The organism is Pseudomonas sp. PvP100 (assembly GCF_017833055.1).
GTDB classification, from domain to species: Bacteria; Pseudomonadota; Gammaproteobacteria; order Pseudomonadales; family Pseudomonadaceae; genus Aquipseudomonas; species Aquipseudomonas syringae.
Genome location: NZ_JAFIBO010000001.1, coordinates 857546 through 880660 on the forward strand (window position 1 = coordinate 857546; position 23115 = coordinate 880660).

14 protein-coding genes are annotated in these 23115 nt (G+C 58.8%); 7 read left to right on the forward strand and 7 right to left on the reverse strand.

The window, feature by feature from the left end; all coding sequences use genetic code 11:
- The first annotated feature begins 188 nt into the window (after positions 1-188).
- The 4 genes from JOE39_RS03710 to JOE39_RS03725 all read left to right on the forward strand — a co-directional run bounded on the left by JOE39_RS03710 (position 189) and on the right by JOE39_RS03725 (position 3923).
- Positions 189-998 carry an alpha/beta hydrolase gene (locus JOE39_RS03710; RefSeq protein WP_003423598.1) on the forward strand — a complete coding sequence of 270 codons (810 nt, stop codon included), beginning with the start codon at positions 189-191 and terminating at the stop codon, positions 996-998.
- Complete coding sequence (locus tag JOE39_RS03715; protein ID WP_044311589.1) at positions 995-1849, forward strand: alpha/beta hydrolase; 855 nt, start codon at positions 995-997, stop codon at positions 1847-1849. The genes JOE39_RS03710 and JOE39_RS03715 overlap by 4 nt, the downstream gene beginning before the upstream one ends.
- A gap of 139 nt (positions 1850-1988) precedes the next feature.
- On the forward strand, positions 1989-2807 hold the full coding sequence (locus tag JOE39_RS03720; RefSeq protein ID WP_024665632.1) for a DUF4892 domain-containing protein: 819 nt from the start codon (positions 1989-1991) through the stop codon (positions 2805-2807).
- A gap of 69 nt (positions 2808-2876) precedes the next feature.
- Complete coding sequence (locus tag JOE39_RS03725) at positions 2877-3923, forward strand: AI-2E family transporter (RefSeq protein WP_003394617.1); 1047 nt, start codon at positions 2877-2879, stop codon at positions 3921-3923.
- A gap of 8 nt (positions 3924-3931) precedes the next feature.
- Here JOE39_RS03725 and JOE39_RS03730 read toward each other — a convergent pair whose 3' ends face one another.
- Positions 3932-4972: a HAMP domain-containing sensor histidine kinase gene (locus JOE39_RS03730; protein ID WP_210077883.1), complete on the reverse strand. Its 1041-nt coding sequence runs from the start codon at positions 4970-4972 to the stop codon at positions 3932-3934.
- On the reverse strand, positions 4969-5718 hold the full coding sequence (locus JOE39_RS03735; RefSeq protein WP_010426439.1) for a response regulator: 750 nt from the start codon (positions 5716-5718) through the stop codon (positions 4969-4971). Before JOE39_RS03735 ends, JOE39_RS03730 begins: the two co-directional genes overlap by 4 nt.
- A gap of 406 nt (positions 5719-6124) precedes the next feature.
- Between JOE39_RS03735 and JOE39_RS03740 the strand changes: the two genes are divergently transcribed.
- The 3 genes from JOE39_RS03740 to JOE39_RS03750 all read left to right on the forward strand — a co-directional run bounded on the left by JOE39_RS03740 (position 6125) and on the right by JOE39_RS03750 (position 12340).
- Positions 6125-8203 carry a hypothetical protein gene (locus JOE39_RS03740; RefSeq protein WP_209996645.1) on the forward strand — a complete coding sequence of 693 codons (2079 nt, stop codon included), beginning with the start codon at positions 6125-6127 and terminating at the stop codon, positions 8201-8203.
- Positions 8204-8500: 297 nt separating this feature from the next.
- Positions 8501-10699 (forward strand): autotransporter outer membrane beta-barrel domain-containing protein, encoded by a 2199-nt coding sequence (locus JOE39_RS03745; protein ID WP_210077881.1) that lies wholly within the window; start codon positions 8501-8503, stop codon positions 10697-10699.
- A 102-nt stretch (positions 10700-10801) separates the two neighbouring features.
- A complete protein-coding gene (locus JOE39_RS03750; protein WP_050585214.1) occupies positions 10802-12340 on the forward strand; it encodes a hypothetical protein in 1539 nt (512 codons plus the stop codon).
- A 41-nt stretch (positions 12341-12381) separates the two neighbouring features.
- Here JOE39_RS03750 and JOE39_RS03755 read toward each other — a convergent pair whose 3' ends face one another.
- The 5 genes from JOE39_RS03755 to JOE39_RS03775 form a co-directional block, all read right to left on the reverse strand.
- Positions 12382-13497, reverse strand: a complete 1116-nt coding sequence (locus JOE39_RS03755; RefSeq protein ID WP_003343524.1) for a fimbrial protein — start codon at positions 13495-13497, stop codon at positions 12382-12384.
- A 47-nt stretch (positions 13498-13544) separates the two neighbouring features.
- Positions 13545-16058 (reverse strand): fimbria/pilus outer membrane usher protein, encoded by a 2514-nt coding sequence (locus tag JOE39_RS03760; protein WP_210077878.1) that lies wholly within the window; start codon positions 16056-16058, stop codon positions 13545-13547.
- A 37-nt stretch (positions 16059-16095) separates the two neighbouring features.
- Positions 16096-16797 carry a molecular chaperone gene (locus tag JOE39_RS03765; protein WP_003343521.1) on the reverse strand — a complete coding sequence of 234 codons (702 nt, stop codon included), beginning with the start codon at positions 16795-16797 and terminating at the stop codon, positions 16096-16098.
- Positions 16798-16949: 152 nt separating this feature from the next.
- Positions 16950-17510 carry a fimbrial protein gene (locus JOE39_RS03770; RefSeq protein WP_003343520.1) on the reverse strand — a complete coding sequence of 187 codons (561 nt, stop codon included), beginning with the start codon at positions 17508-17510 and terminating at the stop codon, positions 16950-16952.
- Between the two features lie 399 nt (positions 17511-17909).
- The gene (locus JOE39_RS03775; RefSeq protein WP_210077876.1) at positions 17910-22970 is read right to left on the reverse strand and encodes an RHS repeat-associated core domain-containing protein; all 5061 of its coding nucleotides are present in this window, start codon (positions 22968-22970) and stop codon (positions 17910-17912) included.
- Between the last annotated feature and the right edge of the window lie 145 nt (positions 22971-23115).

Below are 23115 nucleotides of genomic sequence, written 5' to 3' on the forward strand. Positions count from 1 at the left end.
AGGTCGCCTATATATAAAGGCTTGCCTGGACCGGTTCACCCAGGCTTTATAGGCCTTAATGCCGCTCCGACCGCCGTATCGGGTGATCCTGATGGCCGGAGTGACACCTGTGATGGCGGTTCCAGTCATTGCCGATCTACGAAGCAACTTGGCACAATCGTGACTCGCCCGCTCATGGAAGTATTGGCATGTCGCAACCCGTGTTCTTTGCTCACGCCAATGGCTTCCCTTCGGCGACGTACAGCAAGCTGTTTTGCGCGCTGGCACCGGAATTTTCGGTGGCCCATCTTGAGCAACACGCCCATGATCCGCGTTTTCCGGTGGATGACAACTGGCTGAATCTGGTCGATGAGTTGCTTCACCATCTGCGCGAGCAGCCTGGCCCGGTGTGGGGGGTAGGGCACTCGCTCGGCGGCGTGTTGCATCTGCATGCCGCATTGCGCTGCCCGGAACTCTACCGGGGCGTGGTGATGCTCGATTCGCCGGTGCTGGGGCTGGCTGACCAGTTGTTCATACGCGCCGCCAAGCGCCTGGGCTTTATCGACCGCATCACGCCAGCGGGCCGTACCCTGGGCCGTCGTGAGGCGTTTGATGATCTGCCGTCGGCACGCGCCTACTTCGCTGGCAAGACCCTGTTCAGCCGCTTCGATCCCGACTGCCTGACCGCGTACCTGCAACATGGTCTGCGCGAGGACGGCGGGCAGTGGCGGCTGCGTTTCGACCCAGCGACCGAGATCAGCATCTACCGCAGCATCCCGCACACCAGCCCAGTGCCGTCACGGCAACTCAAGGTGCCACTCGCGATGGTGCGCGGCAAACACAGCCGGGTGATCATGCCTCATCATGGCTATCTGGCCCGACGCATGCGCGAAGGCGAATACCTGTCCATGCCTGGAGGGCACATGTTTCCCCTTGAACGACCGGATGAAACCGCATTGCTGCTCAAGACGCTGCTGGCTCGCTGGGACGCACGCAGTGCCTCAAGGGTGACGGCGTGACGTTTGCCATGGAAGAGGTGCGTTTCAATCTTGGGCATATCGAACTGGCGGCTCATCTTTACGGCCCCGAAGACGGCCAGCCGGTGATTGCCGTGCATGGCTGGCTCGACAACGCCAACAGCTTTGCCAGGCTGGCGCCGCGACTGGAGGGCCTGCGCATCGTGGCGCTCGATCTGGCCGGGCATGGTCATTCACAGCATCGGCCTGCCGGGGCGTCCTATGCGCTGGCCGACTACGTGTTCGACGTGCTGCAGGTCGCCGAGCAATTGGGCTGGCAGCGCTTCGCCCTGATGGGCCACTCGCTGGGCGCGATCATTTCGGTATTGCTGGCCGGGTCGTTGCCGGAGCGGGTCACGCGGCTGGCCCTGATCGATGGTTTGATTCCCTTGACCGGCGACCCTGAATCCGCCGCCGGGCGGATGGGCTCCGCCCTGCAGGCGCAGCTCAGGCTGTCAGGCAAGAAAAAGCCGGTTTACGAGGATCAGCAACGTGCTGTTCTGGCGCGTATGAAAGGCGTGGTCCCGGTGAGTCGCGAGGCTGCCGAATTACTCGCCCAGCGCGGTCTGATGCCGGTACCCGGCGGCTATACCTGGCGCAGCGACAGCCGCCTGACGTTGCCATCTGCGATTCGTCTTACACATCAGCAGGCGATGTCTTTCGTAAACGCTATCCGTTGCCCGACGCAACTGCTGGTCGCTACAGGCGGCATGCTGGCTAAAAACCAGCTCATGCTGTCCGGGCTGCCTTTCGACGTCGTGCAGCTTGAAGGCGGTCATCATCTGCACCTGGACGACGAGCACGGTGCGAGCGCTGTTGCACACTGTATCAATCGCTTGTTCGCTGCTTCTTGACTTGAGCCCGGCAACTGTCGACGCTGGACGGGTTGAAACAGGAGTCAACCGTGATGGATCAATCCGCAGCCTCTGGTGGCCGCCTCGCTGGCGATCTTTTATATTTTCGTTCCCTGCTTGCCTGCCAATGAGAGCACTCATGCGTTTATCAAGTGTTCCCGTTGTCGCCTTGTGCCTGTCGATGTTCAGCACTGTGCTCTGCGCCGCCGATGTAACAGGCAGCAGTGATCTGCAAATTCTGCCGCGTCTGGCCGACACGGAAATCGTCGATTATCGTCCGGCTGCCGAGCTCGAGCGGGTCTACCCCATGGGCTCGATCCGCAAGATCAGCGGCCAGTTGCGTTTTGATGGCCAGGTCAGTGCGCGCGGCAATCTGACGTCGGTTACCTATCAATTACCTGCCGAGCGGACTTCCGACGACGCCTTCACTGCAGCTCGCGAATCCTTGCAGCAGCAAGGCGCCGAACTGCTGTTCTGGTGTCAGGCGCGCGACTGCGGAGAAAGCAGCCTGTGGGCCAACGAAGTGTTCGGCAACGCAAAACTGTATGGCGCGGATGACCGCCAGGCTTACCTTCTGTTGCGTCTGGCAGAACCGCGCAGTGACACCCTGGTAGCGCTTTACAGCATCACCCGTGGCAACCGCCGGGCCTACCTGCACGTCGAGCAGTTTGAATCCTCTGCGCCACTGGGCGAACTGCTGCCGACCTCTGCCACCTTGCTGCGCCAATTGCGCAGCACCGGCAAGCTGGAACTGCCCCGACTGAGCGGCGAACCACAGGATGCCTGGGTTACTCTTGTTTCTCGCGCCCTGAACCTGGACAGCAGCCTGCGCGCCACGGTGTCCGGGCCCAGTGCCGGCGCCTGGCTTGACGCCCTGATCGCCAAAGGCGTTCGTGCTGCCCGGCTCGAGGCGGGCGTCACTGAAGGCAAGGGGCTCAAGATCGAGGTTATCCGCTAGAACAGTGATGGCGGACAGGCAGGTTCGCCATTATGCTCGCTTCCTCCGATCCTTTTTAGTGAATAGCGCATGTTCAACAATGACCGTCTGTTGGTGCAGATTCTGCTGCTGGCGCTGTTTGGTGCCTGTCTCTGGGTGATGGCGCCGTTCTGGTCGGCGCTGGTCTGGGGCGCGGTACTGGCCTTCGCCAGCTGGCCGCTGATGCGTTTGCTGACCCGCTGGTTCAAGGGCCGTGAGTCGTTGGCTGCACTGGTGATGTGCCTGTGCTGGATGCTGCTGGTCGCGGCGCCGCTGGTGTGGCTGGGCTTCAATCTTGCCGACCATGTGCGTGACGCCACGGGCTTGATCAAGGACATTCAGGTCGACGGCTTGCCCGACCCACCACAATGGCTGGCGGGTATTCCGCTGGTGGGCGAACGACTGGTAGCGCTGTGGACCACCATCGATCAGCAAGGCGCGGCGTTCATGGCGACGCTCAAGCCGCATCTGGGTCAGGTCGGTAACTGGATTCTGGCACGCAGTGCGCAGATCGGCAGCGGGATTCTGGAACTGACCCTGAGCATCGTCTTCGCCTTCTTCTTCTACAGGGACGGTCCGCGCCTGGCCGCCTTCGTGCTCAGCCTGCTGGAACGCCTGATCGGCGAGCGCGCCCAGTATTATCTGGATCTGGTCGCTGGCACAGTGCAGCGCGTTGTCAACGGCGTCATCGGCACAGCAGCGGCCCAGGCGGTACTGGCGCTGATCGGCTTCCTGATCGCGGGTATTCCCGGCGCGTTGGTGCTGGGTATTCTGACTTTTCTGTTCAGTCTGATCCCGATGGGCCCGCCCTTGGTCTGGTTGCCTGCCACTGCCTGGCTGGTCTGGCAGGGCGAGTACGGCATGGCGATATTTCTGGGCATCTGGGGGATGTTCATCATCAGTGGCGTGGACAACGTGCTCAAGCCATACCTGATCAGCAGGGGCGGCAATCTGCCGCTGGTGATTGTCCTGTTGGGTGTGTTCGGCGGATTGCTGGCATTCGGCTTCATCGGCCTGTTCATCGGCCCGACGCTTCTGGCAGTCGCTTACAGCCTGTTGACCGATTGGGTCGGCAGCGAGCGGGCGCGTCCCCGCTAGCGGGCGGGCTATGCAGTCGCTCTGCGTCTTGGCAGATCGAGGATTGCCGTCAGGCCGCCGCCTGGCGTTTGTGTGAGCGATAGCTCGCCGCCGATGCGCCGCGCGGCTTCCCGCGCAATGCTCATACCCATGCCGATTCCGCCGGAGTTGCGGTTGCGAGAACCTTCCAGACGGTAGAACGGTTCGAATACTGTCTCGTGAAACTCGGGCGCAATCCCCGGTCCGTGATCAACGACCGATATGCGCACGTGATCGGCGCTGTCCTCAATCACAATACGCGCGCTACCAGCGTAACGCAGAGCGTTGTCGACCAGATTCTGCAGGCACGAGCGCAGCGCCATCGGCTGCGTCCTGAGCGGTTTGCACTGGCCTTCGTACTGCACGTCGTCGCCATTGTCCTGGGCATTCTCGGCCTGCGATTCGATCAGCGCCTGCAGGTCGAATTGCTGCAGGCCTTCGCTGCGCCGGTGCTCATTGAGGTAGGCGAGGGTGGCGTCGAGCATGCTGATCATGTCATTGAGATCCTGAGTCATCTGGCCATGCAGCCTGGGCTCTTCGATCTGTTCGACACGCAGCTTGAGCCGTGAAAGGGGCGTGCGCAGGTCGTGGGATACCGCAGCCAGCATGCGCCCGCGCTGCTGCATCTGTTCGCGGATCTTGCGCTGCATCAGATTGAACGTCTGCGCAGCCTGTCGGGCTTCCTGCGGGCCGCTGATTTCCAGTGGCGGGCTGTCGAGGTCTTCACTCAGGCGCTCGGCTGCTTCGCTCAGACTCTGCACGGGACGGCTGAGGGCCTTGGCACCGTACCACGCAGCGATGATCAGGGTGATGAACTGGAAGAACAGCAATATCAGCGGACCGCCGAGCATCGGCGGTCTGTGCATGGGCCGCTGATCGAATTGCCCATGCTCGGTGTTGGACGCGGTAGGTGGCGGCGGGCGCATGCCGTACTGCGTGAACCAGATGAAGGCCAGCAGGTGCGCCAACAGAATAGCCAACAGAGCGCCACCAAACAGTCGCGCAAACAGCGTGTCGAATCTGCGGATCAACCCAGCTCCCTGGCATCGAACAGATAGCCTTCACCGCGCACGGTCTTGATCAGTTGTGGATTTTTCGGATCATCGCCGAGCTTCTGGCGTAGACGCGAGACCAGCAAATCGATACTGCGGTCAAACGCCTCGATTGAGCGGCCGCGGGCAGCATCGAGCAACTGCTCGCGGCTCAGCACCCGGTGCGGCCGTTCGAGAAACACACGTAACAGACGAAACTCGGCGTTGGACAGCGGCACCACCAGGCCATCGGCGGCGGTCAACTGGCGCAGGACGCTGTTCAGGCGCCACGCGTCAAAACGAATGGTGGTGCGCTGATCACTGCGTTCGTCGCGGACCCGGCGCAGAATGGTCTGGATGCGCGCGACCAGTTCGCGTGGCTCGAACGGCTTGGCCATGTAATCGTCGGCACCCAGTTCCAGACCGATGATCCGGTCAGTCGGTTCGCAGCGTGCGGTCAGCATCAGAATCGGGATGTCCGACGTGCTGCGCAGCCAGCGGCACAGTGACAGCCCGTCTTCACCGGGAAGCATCAGGTCCAGCACCACCACGTCGAAGGTTTCCGCGGTCAGCGCCTGACGCATCTGTGTGCCGTCGGTGACGCCACTGGCGTTGATATTGAAGCGCGTCAGGTAGTCGCAGAGCAGTTCGCGAATGGCCACATCGTCATCGACGATCAGCGCACGAACGCTCCAGCGCTGATCGGTCGATGTGGCATCCAGGGAGGTATCGGGAAGTGCTTGCATAATGCGTCTGTCGCCTGCTTGTGCCGCCATGGACTGGCCGCTGTTGAAGATCAGCGCTGCCCCTCATGCTACTTCGCCGGGAAGCTCGGCGGTAGGGTGGCGTGATCGAATGTCGGGCGCATGTCATAAATGTATCGAGATTGATACGAGCGCCTGTCGAGCGTGCCTTGCAAAGCGCACCCCTGGTACTAATGACAGTATCCAGCGTCGCGCGACTACCGTTTAATCGAACGGGCTACCGGTCTGGATGGCCGGTTCTGGCAGACAAACTTTTGTCGAGACGGCCAGGGTTTGTTGCCGTTGTATCGGCTCGCGATGCAACGGCAACAGACCCTGGGTGCATGATCAATCCGCCCGTACGTTTTCTGCATAAACAGGGCGGCAATCGGATAGCAAAGGAGTGCTGATGATGGTCGATTCAAAAACAACAGCAACGTTAGATGACAAAAAAAAAGCGCGTATCGCCTACCGGCTGGCGCGCAGTCAACGCGGTTCAGGGATCGACGCAGACCTTGCCCCTGCACAGGTGGCGGGCATTGTGGACCCGGCCGATGGAACGCTGAACAAGGATGTCCTGGCTGGCGAATTTCTCAAGGTCACCCTGCCTCAGTGGGCAGGACTGGTCACTGACCCGGGCGACTCCGATACTTTTTTCATCGATTGGGCTATCGGTGCAGCGGCGGATAACGACGCGTTTAAAGAAGTGTTTAGCGATACCGTTACCGCACCGGTTGATCCTGAAACCTTTCCAATGGTGATCGATATTCCGCTGAGTAGTTTAATGCAAGGCTTGGCAAAACCTGCAGACGGTGCTTACAGTTTGCGCTACCGGATCAGGCAACCGAATGATCAAGAGACCACCAGCCCGTCGATCGACCTCATCGTCGATACCACGCCGCCGGGCGAGCATCTTGAGCCTGAGCAGATGGTTCTGGCTACAGATCAGTTGACCCAGGCGTTTCTGGATGCAAACCCGGGCGGTCTGGTCGGCACGCTGCCTGACTATGACAACTGGCAACCCGGCGACAAGGTAGCCTTCTACTGGGTTGGCACGCCGTTGCCAGAGAGTGCTGAAGAACTGCCGGCTCCGGTTGGTGTCGTTGAACTGGCCAGCTCGACGAATAATACGGTGACATTCCCCGTTTCGGCCATTGAAGCGTCCAGGGACGAGCCCTACTACGCCATTTACATTCTGGTCGACAAAGCCACCAATCGCACTTCGCTTTCCAGCCCAAAACGCATCGACGTGGCGCTGGGGCTATTGCCCGACCACTTGAAAGAACCCGTCGTGCCCTTGGCACAGCCTCCAGAAAAGTTGATTAACCTGCCTGATGCGAGACTTGGGGTCGAGGTGTTGATCGAGTCGTTCGATAACTGGAAGCCGGCCGACCGTATCGAAGTCACTTGGGGTACTGAGGTGCTTCGACCTGACGAAGTCGGCAGCTCTCCAGCGTTTCCGATTTCGATCAGCGTCCCTGATCTGGTTCTGCAGGGGCAATACAATCAAGCGAACGGCGGCGACCAGCCCACCGATGTGAGTTATCGAATCCTGCGTGGTGTCGTTCCGTCCGAAGTGAAAAGCATCAGCGTCAATGTCAATTTCGCCACTATCGGCCCTGACCCTATAACCGATCCTGGGTGGCCGGATCCGGTCAACGACGCATTACTGCGGGTCGAGGTCTATGGTCAGACGTCCAATCAGTTGAACGTCCTGACAGCGGCGGATTATAACCAGCCTGCCAAGGTCGGTTTCAGGCTGTATGACAGACTTCAAGCGGGTGAAATTATAGATTTCTACTGGGGCACAAGCCATGTAGCAGAGGCTCAATACACCGTGGCTGCTGGCGACCTGGCAGGCGCTGAGCGTGATGTTGAAATACCCTGGAGTTACATCGATCATGAAGGCAATCGCGTTGACTTGCCGGCCCATTACCGCATTCATGGGCCCGATTCAGAAAACACGCAACACTCGCCGGACACTCTGGTCAACGTAGACGCCATTGTCATCATCCCGGAAGCCCCGGTCTTCGAGGGCACCAGTTCTAATGGCTGGCTGAATTGCGATTCACTCTTCGCCGACGGCATCGAAAATCCGGGGCAGGGTGAACCAGGTATACGGGTCCGCGTTCCGGATCTTTCGAAATATCTGTCGGACAATGAAACCGTCACTTTGCACTGGTACGGCTCCGAGGGAAATACCGGCGACGTGCCTATTTCCGGCACCGAAAAAGACGAGGCTATCGTGCTGGGAGGCAACCATCCGGCCACCGGTTTCATCTGGCTGGTCACGCCCTACGATAAACACATTCTGCCTATCTACAATCCTGCAGGCGGCAGCCAAAACGGGAGCGCGAGGATCAGGTACTCCTTCAGCATGGGAGGCGAAACCATTACCTCGCTGGAAACCACCGCCCGGGTAGGGATGTACGACGCAAACGGGTCTTGTCCTATCGTGCTCAAAACAGGTCAACCAACGAAAAACTAAGGAGGGTCACCGGCAGACGGTGCCTGCGGCCTGCCGCAGTCACCCTGCCGGGTATAAGCAGGCTCAGGTTGCTCCCAAACGGTTTAGGAAGGCCGGCGCGTGCCGGGTCATGTCACCTACGCTTATCGGTGTTTTCCCCGACGATCATCTGCTGTCAGAACCTCCCTACTGTTACCTAGGAAACGTCCTACAGAGCATTCAGTTGGATCCCGCTAGTCTTGCGGCCTCCCTCCCGAGGCCGCTTTCGGGCAGTCGTCACGGGGTTCAACCTGGTTTACCTCAAGGTAATGCATCCTCATGAATGCTCCATTCGTGCTGCGTCCGCTTTCATGGACACTAAAGACCGTTATTTTTCTTTCTCCCTTGCTGACCGGTAGTCATGCGCTTGCGCAAATCCTTGTCGGTACGCCGCAGACCATCGATGCAACAGGCCCGCTGGACAGCTATCGGGTTGTCAGCACCGGGAATCTGACCGCCAACGGCGCGACCACCCTGCAAATATCCACGATCACCGGAGCCAAGCTGACGCTTACTGGCAGTCAGGTCAGTGCGGGTACAAGCTCTTCAGCCGTCTCGTTGACCGGGGCAGAGGCGTTGATCGTCGGTAGCGTCCTGACAGGCGGCGCGGATGGCCTGGGGATGGGCAATGAAAGTTCGCAACTGGTCGGCTCCACGGCCACCGTCATCGGCAGCACGATCACCGCCACCAATCGCGGAATAAATGCCGGCTCGCTCAGCAACCTGACCCTGGAAGGTACTTCAGTAACGGCCACTGGCACCAATGGCAGAGGCATGGAGATGTGGGACTCCATGGTGAAGGCGTCCGGCAGCACCATTACCGGGCAGCAATATGGCGTGCGCTTGCGCGCTGACCCGGCCGTGCCCTCAAGCAATCTGCTGGTCCTTGAAGGAACCCGGGTCGAAGGTATCACCGGGTCGGCGCTGATCGTCGGAACGCCCACCGGCGCGCCCGCGACTGCCGATATCCAGGTCAACAATGGTTCTACGCTGACTGGCGGCAATGGCAAGATACTGGAGTTGATCAACGGTTCAACGGCGCACATGACCGTGGACAACAGCCATCTGCAGGGCGATGTATCGGCGGGTGAGGGCAGTACCGCCAGCCTGTCACTGCAAAATAATGCGACCCTGACCGGGCGCCTGGAGAACGTATCCAGCCTGTCGCTCAGTAGCCAGGGCCAGTGGGTGATGGTCGAGAATGGTCAGGTGAATGAACTGTCCATGAACGGCGGCTCGGTCAGGTTTGGCGACGCGGCCGCGTTTTACACCTTGTCACTCGCAAGCCTGTCAGGGAGTGGCACCTTCATGATGGATGTGGATTTCGGTGGCCAGGCCACTGACTTTCTTGACATCACGGGCAACGCGACCGGCAGTCATACCTTGCTTATTGGCAGCACGGGTGTCGATCCGCTCAGCGATACCAGCTTGCACGTCGTGCATGCGGCAGCCGGCGATGCCAGCTTTTCGCTCGCAGGCGGCGCAGTGGATCTGGGCGCCTGGTCCTATGACCTGATCAAACAGGGCGACAACGACTGGTATCTGGACACCGCCACCCGCACCATCAGCCCTGGCGCACAGACGGTCATGGCGTTGTTCAACACCGCGCCGACTGTCTGGTACGGGGAGTTGACGACGCTACGTTCGCGCATGGGCGAATTGCGTATGGACGAGGGCCGTTCCGGCGGCTGGATACGTACCTACGGCAACAAATTCAATGTCGCCGACGCCTCAGGCTTCGGGTATCAGCAGGTTCAGAGCGGTGTCGCTCTCGGCGCAGATGGCAAGCTGCCTATGGGGTCTGGGCAATGGCTGGCAGGCGTCATGATCGGGCAGAGTACGTCCGACCTCAGTCTGGATCACGGTGCCAGTGGCAAGGTCGACAGCTACTCGCTGGGCGCTTACAGCACCTGGCTGGACAGCGAAAGCGGCTACTACGTCGATGGCGTGATCAAACTCAATCAGTTCAAGAACAAGGCCAGAGTCAATCTCAGCGATGGTTCCCGCACGCGCGGCAACTACGACAATCTGGGGGGTGGTGCGTCGCTGGAGCTGGGTCGGCACATCAAACTGGACAATGGTTATTTTCTCGAACCCTATACCCAGCTAGCGGGCCTGGTCGTTCAGGGCAAGGACTACGCACTGGACAACGGTATGCGTGCCGAAGGTGACCGCAGCCGGTCGCTGCTCGGCAAGGTCGGTACGACAGCGGGGCGCAGTTTCGACCTGGGCAAAGGACGTACGCTGCAACCTTACGTGCGGGTGGCCGTGGCTCACGAATTCGTCAACAGGAACGAGGTCAAGGTCAATGACAACGTGTTCAACAACGACCTCTCCGGTTCCCGTGGCGAGTTGGGGGCGGGTGTTTCGGTGTCGCTGTCTGACAACCTGCAGTTGCATGCTGATTTCGATTACAGCAATGGCGATGCCATCGAGCAGCCGTGGGGTGCCAGTGCGGGCTTGCGTTACAGTTGGTAGCGACAGCGAAGCGGGGCGGATAATGTTTGATCGCTGGCGCTGATGCGCCAACGGTCCTATCACTTGTGCCAGTATCCGCAGAAAAAAACAGGGTGTTAACTGATGGGCATGGCGGTCGGCAAACGGGTCGGCCACCGCTTCCTCGCGCTGGAGGCCCGGCTCATGTCTGTCATTTCAAAGTGGCTCGAACGGATCAGAATCCTGTTCAGGTCGGCTTCAAGGCGCAAGAGCAGTTTGCTTGCGCCGCCCATCATCGCCGAACTCCTTCCTGATGTACCCGGTGGTGAGCCCAATTTGCTCCCCAGCAGTGCCTGGCTCGCCCCATTGCGGGTCGATTTTCCCATGTGGCAGAACTCCGGGCCCTCGCCGGGCGATCCCGAGTATCTGCGCGTTTACTGGAATGACATGCTGCTGGAGGAGAAGATCTGGACCGAACCTGTGCAGTCCGCCGATCTGTTCAGCATGATCCCGCAGCAATACCTTATCGAAGGCCAGCATCGACTCCGTTATAGCGTCGAGACCGCCAATCAGGTGCAGACCGAATCCGAAACACTGGTCTTTGTCATTGATAAAACGGCACCGGTATTCGAAGACGAAGGGGCGCTGATTTTTCCGGAAGAAATCATCAGTGACGGTCTCACGGCGGCCTGGCTGGACACTCATGGCGATACCCTGCTGGCCGAGGTGCCTGCCTATTTTTCGCCGAGCCCAGGGGACATCATTACCTGGTACTGGAGCAGCACGCCGACGGGGTCGGAGCACACCGGAACCTTGACGCTCGAAGCGTCCGATATCGGTAGCGCAATCAATATCGCCTTCGGCAGGCAACTGATTCTCGAGAGCGGCGATGGCATTCGTTATGCGTCCTACAGACTGAAGGATCGTTCGGGCAATGCCGGGCCTCGTGCGCTGGCTGTTTCGCTGCTGGTGTGCGCTCAGCCAGTCCCGCGTGTGTTACCGCCCCCGAGGGTTCAGGAGGCCGCAGGCTCGGCAAGCGCCAGCAGGCTTGATCCGGTAGATGCCTTTCAGGGCACGACGGTATCGATACCTGAGGATGCAGTGATCTTTCCCGGTGAGACCGTCCGCGTTCAATGGGCCGAGCCAGGCAGTGTGGGCTCCTTTCTTACGGAAATCGCAGACTCGAGACTGTTCAGCATTCCTCCGACACAAGTTGCCCAGCATTTCGGCAAGTCAATCCCGGTGTTCTACGAGGTGTTCGAAAAAAGCGCCGACTCATCACATATTTCCGACCGGCATACGCTGAGCATCATGGGCATGACAGGCTTTCCAGTCGTGCAATGTGACAAAGTATCCGGGGGGCGTCTGAGCCTGCATGACATTGCCGAGGGCGGGTACGCGCGGTTCACGCTCGACAGTTGGTCATTCATGGGCACTGACCAGTTTGTCAGCGTCGAGGTGCATGGCTTAAGCAGCGCTGATAATGCTTTGCTAGTGGTCAGCGTGCTCGACGAGCACCCGGTGCCGGTAGTGGACGATGAAATCGATGCCGGTCACATCAGCAAAACGGATTTGAACAGATTTATGATCGGCACTCAGCTGGATGTACGAGTGCGGGTGAGTTTCGATCAGACGCTCTCCTGGCAGCCTTTCCCTTCACTGAGAGCGACGTTGTACGCCTGAGAAGGTCATGGACCGCCAGGTCGGCAGTCCACGGTGCAGTGCTACTTGTAGGTCATCGTGAAGCTGAGTGCCCCTTTGGCCTTGCCCGGCCGGATCGCGCTGCTGGCCTGAGTCTGATAGAAGCGGGCGTAGAAGTTCAGCACAACGTTGCCGGGTGTGATCGCGATCAGGGGCACTTCGGTCTGTAACTCCATGGGCGTAACGCCGTCACCTTTCAGGACCTGAATCCCCATGCCCTTGGCGTCCGAATCGCTGGTCAGGCTGAACACCCCGCTGCCGACTGGGCCCTCGGGAACCGAGCCTTCGACACCATCGAGCTGGATATGCGCCGTTGCCACGAAGCCTGCGCCCGTGTAGGTCTCGCAGTTACTCAACGCAATACTGAACGGCACCGCAGGCGTGGTGAAGCCGGGACCGGTGAAGTCAGTGCTGTCCCACTCACCCAACTGCACCGGGTCGGCACTGACCGGATCTGCACCGACGCTGCACTGTGCCTGAAGTATTGTGCCGGTTAGCCCGAACTTCATGATCTTGCCAAGCGTCGTCACGCTTCCGGAGAACAGTTCACTGCCATTGAGCACATTGGGGCCGGGAGGAATCGGCCCGGTCTTGACCAGCGTGAGGTAGTTGTTCAGATGAAGGAAACGCAGGCTCGTGAGCATTTTCTGGTGGTCGTTGATGCCGATGAACGGAACAGAGGCGCTGCCACCTACAGGCGTGAAGCAATTGGGGCAGTTCCTGTCATACGGATACTCCAGTCTTACCCGCACCCCGACGCCCGGAATATTGGTTTGCAGTATCTTGCCGGTGAGGTCTTCCCCGTTTATAGGCTCCACCGTGCCCGAAAATATCGGAGCCGTTGCCGTAGCGTTGAATTCCAGAAGAGCCGTTCCATCATTTTTGCAGGCCGCCTCCAGGCCAGCCTGGTCTGTTGTGGCGTGAAGCATATCGATGCTGCCGATAAAGGTGCCCACTGCAGCGTCTTTTGGGACGTATAGCGTGCCGATGTCGCGCCGGTAATCCTTTATTCCCGGAGAGGAAACCCAGTAGCAATCGTTGCTGGGGGTGTCGTCCTGTACGTCGGAATAAGCCGCAGCGCTATAGCTGGCCCCCAACAGGATCAGACTGGGGAGCAGGGCATTCAATGCAGTGTTCATGGGGTGATTCCTGAAATAACAATGTCGCGGATGGCTCAGACCTGATGTCACTGGGCGCACGTCATGTCTTGCATTCGATAGCCCTTGGTCAGAGGCATGCCGGCGGGGTCGATGTGCAGGCGGCACTGCGGGTCGATTTTCTCTCCCCAGTGGACATCGAGGGTTTGCGCCTGCATGCCGGTGGACAACAACACCTGCCCGCCCTGGCCTGCGATGCCCAGGATGTTGCCCTGCGCGTCGCTGACCTGAGCGCCGAATGGCAGCGGCTTGCCACTTTGCGTGGTCGCATTGATGACCAGGCGTGTCACCGTGCGCGCAGCGAAGGTGGTCTTGATCACCGCCCCCCTGGCAGGCACCACTTGAGTACTGGCGTTATCGATTTCCACCTCGGGGCCCAACTGGTCGGTTTGCAAGGCGATCGGGTTGTAACGGTAGGGGCGCAGATAGGGCATCAATGCGTAGCCGCGGCTATTGGTCCTGACTCCGGTCGCGTTCTGTATGCCAACGCCTGGTGTATCGGGCACTTCGACCAGGGCGATGGTGTCGCCCAGATTCGGGCCGAGCTCGATGCCGTCGGCGTGCAGCAACAAGGCGCCGCTGGCATTGACTGATGTACTTCGATAATCATTGCCTTGGGTCACACCGGCGCCAAGGCTGGCGAAGGGCGCCTGATAACCGGCCGCAAGGCTGGCACTTTGCTGCTTTCCACCATCGTTGCTCAGGCTGGCGTGATAATTGACCCGGTTTTCGTAGAGGCTGCCGCTCAGGCTGCCCCGTTGACTTTGGCGACTGGCGCTGTTCTGCAGGTCGAATGTGGCATTACTCGAATGGCCGGTGTCGAGGGGCATCGAGATGCTCAGGCCGAACTGCCGGTCGTTGCCGCGGTTACTGGCTACGCTCAGCGACTGTGAGGCGTAGAAGTTATAGGTGATCCCGGCACGATGGGTGTTGAAGTTGAATTGAAATTGGCGCTGCTCGATATCGCTGCCCCAGTAATCCTGTTGCGACAGCGTCAGGCCCACGCTGCTGCGTGCGCCGATTCTCTGATGAAACGAAGCCTCCAGGCGACTTCTGCGGCTGCCTGTGAACGTATCGTCGTCGCTGCGCTGACTGACGGCTTCGTCGAAATCCCGATAGCCTTCGGTGGAGTAGCGGTAACCTGCGAAGCGCAGATTGGTATGGGTCGTGAACGCCTTGCCGTACTTGATGGCGTAACTCATGCCCTGCACGCTGGACTGACCGGGCTGATCGATGCTGGCGCGTGACCGGGTTACATCGAACGCCATCGCTCCCAGGACGCCCATGTCTCGTGACACGCCCAGCGCAGCGGCATGGTAGAAGACGCTGGTCATCAGTCCGCCATAAAGTGTCGAGTTCCAGCCTGTTCCAACGGCCAGCGTTCCTTGCCATAACCAGGGATGCTCGGTGGCGTAGGCACCGTTGAAGCGGCCCAAGGCTGCGCTGTATTTCCAGACGCCTTCGCGCAACAGGTTACTCATGGTCGAGTAAGGTTGGGTAAAACGCCGTACCTGCCCATCGGCCTCGGTCAGCACGATCTCCAGCTCGCCGCTGCCTGCAGTGTTCAGGTCATCTATTTCATAGGGGCCGGCACTGACATACGTGGAGTAGATCGGGTAGCCGTTCTGCAGGACTTCCAGTTTGGCCCTGCTTTGCGCAACGCCACGAATCACAGGTGCGTAACCCTGCAGGGAATCGGGGAGCATCTCCTGATCGGTTTTGATCAACCCGCCCTTGATCGGCATGCTCCGGAAGACATCGCCGCCGGTGTAGGTTTCACCGAGGGTCAGGTTAGCGTGCGTGCCGGGCAGGTCGCGCTGTGCATAAGCGTAGGCTCTGGTCCACTCGCGATGTCCCTGTGCATCCTGACGCACGCTTTGATTGCTGCGTAACCGCCATGACCCCAGGTTGATACCGGTGTTGAGGTACAGGTCTGCACTGCTGCTGGTGCCTGTCTCCCTGTGGGTGGTCTGTTGCGCCGAGGTCTGGTAATTGATGAAGGCGGCGTTGATGCCGTAATCCCAAAGCGCGGGCTCCACTCGCCCGTTGGCATCGCGGCGCATGGCGATCTGCGGTATCGAGATCGACAGTTGCAGTCTGCCTCCGTCCAGTACGACCCTGGCGTCCGGAATCAATTGCCCCAGCGCGACACAAGCGACTTGCAACAAGGCCGGGTCGGCCAGACTGTCGAGGCGTACGCCGATCTGCTCCAGCAATTCTCGCGACAGGCAGGGCTGCAGGCCGTTGCCTTGCGGGTCGGCATCGAAACGGATCTGCCGTTGGCCGAAATAACGCATATTGACGTGGATTTCTACCCAATGATCGCCTGGCCCGAGGCTTTCGACAACTGACAAGTGGTTCAGCACGCTGGCCGCGGCCTCACTGTCATAGTCCTGGCCCTGACGCAGGAAACCGGACTGGAAGTTGACAGGGGGGGCCGCCTTGGTCAGTTCCAGCGGTACGGTAACGCTGCCGCACACAATCAACACCTGCATAAAGCGCAGGCGCACTGGTATGAACCCGGAATCGGGTAATAGGGTCATGTTCAATGTCCTGGGGATGAAACGGGCCAGCGCTGTTTCAGTCAGTCAGCGTGGCTGTAGCGGTCAGCGGCTTGCTGTAGCCGCCGTAATCGTTGATCGCGGAAAACACCACCTGCAGGCCCGGTACCGCTTTCGTTTCACTGAGCTCGTAATGGCGAGAGCTGAACGGGCCAAGCATGGCGACTTCCTTGACCTTTTCAGTGCTGCCACCGCCGGAGACGTCGAGTCGAATGAACGACACGTGAAAGGGCGTCGGATTCATCGCGGTCAGTTCTGCCTTGCCCGCAATCTGCCTGACCGACCATTGCAGGTCCTTGAGGCGGGCAATGGGGTTGTCAGTCAGCAGAGCCGGGCGATAAAACAGTTTGATACGGGTACGCAGGGCAATATTCAGTACATTGCCCTGCGAAGGGTCGGCTTGAGGTATTTCCTGCACGTTGAAGTAGAACAATGATTCACGATCGGAGGGCAGGTCGTGGGGCAGGCCGTTGATCTGTACCTGCTGTTCCTTGCCCGGGTTAAGGCGGAAAAGTGGCGGCGAAGGTGCGAAAGGAACGACGGTGACAGTATCGTCTGCTTCCGTATTTACCCAGGTCTGTACCGCGAACGGGCGATCACTGGGGTTGGATATGACCACCGACGTACTGCGCTTGTCGCCGTCGAACACGATGCGAGTTGCGTTGACGGTCAATGCTGCCTGGCTGGCGGGTATATAAGCTGCGCACATGAATAACAGCATGCACCCCGCGATGGCAGGTGGTTTAAAAGCCTGTTGGCAAATCATGGAAAGTTACCTTGTACGTTCAGATCCGAAGCGAACCTGAACGTATTGAAGATGCTTCACGTGAAAAGACTATGGATCCTTACACAGTGAGCGAATGGGTCGATGTATCAGTTAATCGCGACAACAAACTGTACATCTGCCGAAGCGGCGCCGGCTTGTACGGTAGACGCTGTCGAACGGTAGTAGGCGTTGAACACCATGTCGGTGATACCGCCCTCAACCAGTGTATAAGGCGCCGATTGGCCGCCTGGTTTGATGGACGTCGAGGTCTGGTCCTTGATGACAATCGCAACGCCCTTTGCTCCGTCTTCAGTAGGGGTGACAGCGAAGTAGTCGCCGCTGCTGTCCGCGTTACCGATGAAGGTGACTGTGGCCGCATTCGGGCCGCCGCCCGTCAGGCCGCAACTGCCGTCGTCATTGACGCGCAGGGCAAAGCTCTTGCCAGAGAGTTCCTGACCGATGCCGGTGAAGCGGCTGGCCTCGACAGAGCCCATGTTCACCAGGTTGCCGATAGAGCCATCGCCCGGATTGACCACTTCGATAGGGCACGTGGTGGCGGTGATCTTGCCTTCGAAACGGATGGTGCCGGTGCCGGGGTTGGCGGATACGACAGTGGCACTCAATGTAGTCGCCAGAGCAAGGCCCAGTACGGATAGCATTTTGTTCACGATAAAAACCTTATAAGTATTAACGTTACAAGAGTGAAAATGTAACTATTTATGGTGTCTTGAGAGACCGTTTGTGTTGCGTGTCATGACGGGGCGGGAGTTTACAGCAGAGGCGTTAGTTGCAAAGTCTCTGGAAGGCTTTGTTTAATGGCGGGGGGTGTAGGATATTTCCTAAACTAGTGTCGTATATTGTTGTTTGCGGATGTGTGCTTCGTTATATGCCAGATTTAAAACGTTCGCAGGTTACGGCCTGGCATAAATTACACACGTCTTGATACTTGGCATAACGCATTAGAAGGTCTGGATAATGGATGATTCAGTATTGGCAATCAGCTTGGCAAGTCAGGCCAAGATGCCACCGACAAGCGCTTATAGCTGTCGATGGCGAGATATCGGACTTCACCTTCTGATTAGGAAGACGTTTTTTCGCCAGACGCCGCTCATCTCGACGCGGGGGAGATACTCCGTAAATTTAATGCTCGGCGGTGGCGCTGCTGGTGCTGTAGCTCTTGGCATACCTAGTACTCCACCAGCGGGAACATTGGCAAATGGAGTCGAGGCGGTTTTTATTGAGGTAGGGTTGCCAGCGAGCGGTACGTTATTCCTGTTTCTGAGCAGGGTCGTCAATGCGTCGACTGCGCCTTGTTGCGTTCTGCTCAAGGTTCCTTTCAATCCTGGTAGCTGGTCGACGCCGTTCACAGGCGAGATAGACGTTGCGTTTACTGAGCTGAATGCCGAGCCCAGTCTTGTCTGATAGGCTGCTCGACCGAGTGCCTTGGTCCCAGCCTTGATCGCGCTTTTAACCGCACTTTGCAAGAACCCCCCACCGAACTCTAAAGCTCCCCCCGCGTAGGCGAGGTACTGCCCTGCTTGAATTGCTGTATTGTTTCCCGTCGCCGCACCATAAGCACTGGCAGCAGTGGATGCCGCACTGAGAGTGGTCCCTGTCGCCAACACTCCGGCTGTAACGTAGGCAGCCGCCTGTGCGCTCATCGATAAACCCAGAACCGTTACAGGGCCCGAGACGGGTGTGGCCAATCCAAGCGTGGCAACTGTCGCGTAGGCACCGAGTACGGTGAACACTACGCCAACCGCCACCATGGCCCAGGACTCTATTCCCATGCCCCCCGGCATCTCTGCCGGTATCGCATCCTCATCGGGCCGTCGCAGCCTGCCGCTCTGGGAGCTGGCGTCATGCCCGGTGGGGTCGCGCCAGGCGATGGGATTGCCCAGGCAATAGGTATAGGGGTTGAGCCCGCCTGCGCCGAAGGGGCTCAAGGAGTCGGGGCTGTGAAAACGCATCATGCCGGGGTTGTAGGCTCTGTAGCCATTGCCGAGCAGGTACCAGCCCGTGTCTTTTTCGCATACCTCGCCGTTAAACCCTGCGACGCTGAGCAACGCGTCATCGCTGTGGCGTTCTCCGTAGGCGCTGTATACAGCTGTTCGCAATGTGTTCTGCTGGAACTCGGCGAGAACGCTCAGGTTCGCATCTGTCAGCAACAGCAGGGTTTCTGCCGATTCTCCGACGGTCTGCTGGCCGACAGGTTGCTCATCGATGTGCAGAAACAGAGTGCGTCGGTTGTCTTGCACCGTGCTGCTCAACTGCTGGTCCTGATAAAAACGCAGTATTTCGCTGTCACTGCCATTGCGGGTGGTGACCAACTGGTCATGGCCGTCGTAAGCGTATGTATTGATCGGCTCCCCCGTCGGTTTCGCCACCCGTGAAAGGCGGCTCTGGCTGTCGTAGTCCAACTGGTTGCCGTGCTCGTCATTGAGTTGATTGCCGTTGGCGTCATAGCGGAACGTCGGATCCGGTGTGCTCCGCGCAGGCCGGTAGGTGATGCCGAGTAACTGGCATCGGTCCCTGGAGTCGGGGTCACCCTCTTTGCCATAGCGGAAGATAGCTGTCTCGGTGCTCTCATCGGCAAATTCGGTATGGTTCAGGGTCATGTTGTTCAGCTCGTCGAAGTTGAACGTCTGCTTGAGTATCGCCCTGCCGGAGGCGTGCACCGGCAATTTACTGCCTGAATAGCTGACGCCGGTCAGACGACTTCGAGCGTCATACCTGAATTCTTCCAGCAGCAGCCTGTTGCCCGCTTCCTGCAGGTGACGGCTTTGCATGAGTCCGTCGGGCTGCCATTGCTGTTCCAGCGTACGTACCGGGTGATCGCCTGCAATCTGCGTCCTGAGCACTTCCTGTCCCTGGTCGTCATACTCCATGCGGGTTATCAGGCTGGTTCCTGCGGCCTGATCGTGGGTTGTCATCTCTCTGGGCTGACCGAGTGGGTCATACATGATGGTTACCTTCACGTTGCCCTGGACGACGCTTTTAAGCTGGCCGAACCCGTCGTACCGGTAAGTCGTTTCTACACCTTTGACGCGATGCTTTACGCCGCCTTTGAGCCGGCCTTTGACGACGCCTTTCCCCGGGCTTTTGACTTCTTTTTGTTCGACATCGGTGCGAGACATCGTGCGGCCCTGCAAGGATGTCCGATACTGGGTTATCCAGGTCCGGTCTTGTCGATCTTTCCAGGTCTCTTTGGTCAACTGGTTGTGCGCGTCATAAGCGTAACCGCGCTTACCCTGCTGATTGGTGGCAGAGGTCAGGCGGGCGCTGACCTTGTCATAGCCAAACCCGGCGGTTTCATCCGGTGCGGTACTGGAGACGATCTGGTCGGTGAGTGCCAGGTTGTAGGTGTAGCTTATGTCGTCACCCTTGGCCGTTGTGCGTGTTTTGACCTGCCGGTGACCGTCCTCATACTCGTAACGCTCGATACGTTGCCCAGCCTGAGCCAGTGTCAGGCGCCCGAGCCCGTCGAACGTCTGTTTACCTGCCGGGGTTTTGGTAATACCGTCCGGATGAATCATCTCCAGGCCGATCGGCAGCTCGGTGTTGCTGTGCGGTGCATAATCACGGCGTGCCACGCTGCTATCTGGCAAGCGTGTGCTGACCATGCGCGACCAGGCGTCATAACTGAACTGCGTTTTGTGGTCTGACTCGTCGGTCTGCTCTGTGCAGCGTCCCAGTCCGTCGTAGAGAAAGCTTTGTGAGCCAAGGTCCATCCCAGCTGCGTTCTGGCTCTTGATCCTGACCGGCTTACCGAACATGTTCAGCCAGGTCTCGCTGCGGCCACTGATCAGAGGCTCTGCTTCACCGCTTTGCACCCAGCGCCTCTGAATAGGACCATCATGTTCTTCATTGCCGATGGGGTCGTAGTACTGGTGGGTCTGCACGCCTTGATCAGTGGTAATGACAGACTGGCCGTTCCAGTCGTCGTAGGTGTACGTGTTACGCGTGGTGAACCGTTGCTGGTTGTCGAACCAGTCGTAATCCGTTTCGTATTGCACGTTGTTCCAGGCGTTGTAGTGCGCTGTATGGATCATGTGCATCGCGTGCGGATTATTGCTGTCGATGTGGTCCCTTTCTTCGAGTATTGCCCGGCCCAGACCGTCCATGACAGAACGGGTCTTGACCTTGCGGGCATCGACCAGCACTTGTTCTGCCTGCTGCGCCGGAGCGGAACACAGGGTGTACAGGTACTCGCGACTGGCTTCATGACCGGCAGTCGAATTCGGTGCGATCGTTTCTTTGATCAGCCGGTTGAGCGCGTCATGGATATAGCGGGTCTCCACGCCTTCTTCCAGGGTCAGCAGCACCTGGCCTGTCAACAATGACTGCTGTTGCTGCTTGCTTATGCGGGCGTTGTCGAAACCGATAGTGATGATGTCGATGAGTTGTACCGGGACTTTCAGTTGCTCGCTCTCGCTATTGCTGTACTCATAGACGGTAACGGTGTCGTTTCCACTCAGGGACTCGATATTTTTCCCGGTTCGACCATGCTGGAAAGGCGCGTCCGGCTGGTTGATGTACTCCAGCAGGATCCTCTGCAGCTCCACAGAGGTTCCATCGCTTTCAAGCTGCAGCAGTGTTTCGCCTTCCGGCACAATCCAGTCGGGTGAGCCGCTGCCGGTCAGTGCGGGCAATATGCGGTAGCGATAACGCGTGGACAGGGTAGGGGCCCCGGGTTGCGACGACAGGGCGGGCTTGAACACTTTTTCTTTCAGTCGGGAGACAAACCCTTCCGCATCGGCCGGGCAACCATCGTCACCGCCGGCCGGGTACCAGCTGCTGATTTCTGCCATCCCGTCAGCTCGTGTATGCACCAGCTGATTGCCGTAACTGTCATAGGTATCGGTGACGGTCTCTGTGCGGGTCCGCTCAGGCTCGTCGAGCCGTTGCCAACGGGTGGTGACTTTGCTGGGTAGCTGACAATCGGCGGGCTGCTTTGAGTAATGCACGCCCTGCAGGATGTTGTAGTCGGTCGTGACCGTTTGCTGGTTGTTGTTCTGGGTGGTGACTTCAATGGTCTGCAAGTGGAAGCGGTTGAAGGTCCGCTCTATGCTGCGCACGGCCTTGTTGTCGACCCACAGGCTTTCGGTGCAGACATAGTCGTAGTCCTGCAAATATTTATAGAGGTTGTCCAGGCCATTGTCTTCCCAGGCGATGGGCAACCCTGCACCGAGAAAATTTCGTGAGCGTTGCTGGCCGTCCTTGTAGGTATATCGCACATCGAGCTTTGCCAGCTTGAGACCGGGATCGATGACGTGTCTTGTCACTCTGGGGATGGGCAGGCGAGCGGCGCTGGATGGAAACGTATGGCCCTCGTCCTGGTAGTAAACGTCTTCGCTGCTTCCTGTAGGTGTCTCTACATGCTTGACGCATAACTGATTGCCATTCTTCAGGCAATATTCGAAGCGCCAGGACGCATTATTGTCGGTGGGCAGGGTGATGCGCGACACGCGTTTGTCGCTGCCGGCAAGTGTCATTAAAAAGCGTGCCAGCGGAGTGCCGCCAGTGCCGGCATACGGGTGCAGGTTCAGCTCGACGGAGGTGCTGCTGCGTGCGATTTCCAGCAACGTCTGACCCAGGTCGTCAGTGATCGAATCAAGCCTGTAGGTGCTGCTGTTGAACGCCGTGTGTTTGAGCGCAATGCTGTGCCCCGACGACGCGATGATTTTTACCGCCCAGGCCATTTTTTTATTGCCGCTGCTGTGCAGTCTGAGGATTTCCACCAGACCTGATTTATGCACCACCCGGTAAGACTCTTGGTCCAGCTTGTAGAAGTGGAAGGTGTCGAGTTTCTTCTCCGTCATGGTCAGCTGACCGGTGCTGCTGGTGCCGTCGACCCGGAAGGTCTCGCCCGTGCTGAGGGACAGGATCTGAGTGGCAGGATCGTATTGTGACAACTGCAGGTTCCAGCCCAGGCCATAGCCACTGTCCAGCGTATTGAGCTGGCTGTAGGACATGTCGAGTCGGAACCCTGGCCCGCGCAGGTCATTGCTTTGCAGATCGGGCATGCTGATCGATATGTTGTACAGCCCGGTGCGTGGGTCAACGCCGCTTTTCAGACAACTCATGAAATTGAGCGCGTTGGAGTGCACGGAAGTAGAAGCAGCCATGGAGCGGACCTCGCTGATTGATGCGTGACAAGCGCAGCGGTGTCTGACGATTGTGCAGTCCTTGCGCTCTGGTCAATGACGACCCCCAAGCCTGAACACCTTGGGCGTCGGTGTGGCTGGAGGTCTTGCCTAACCCTAACAGTCC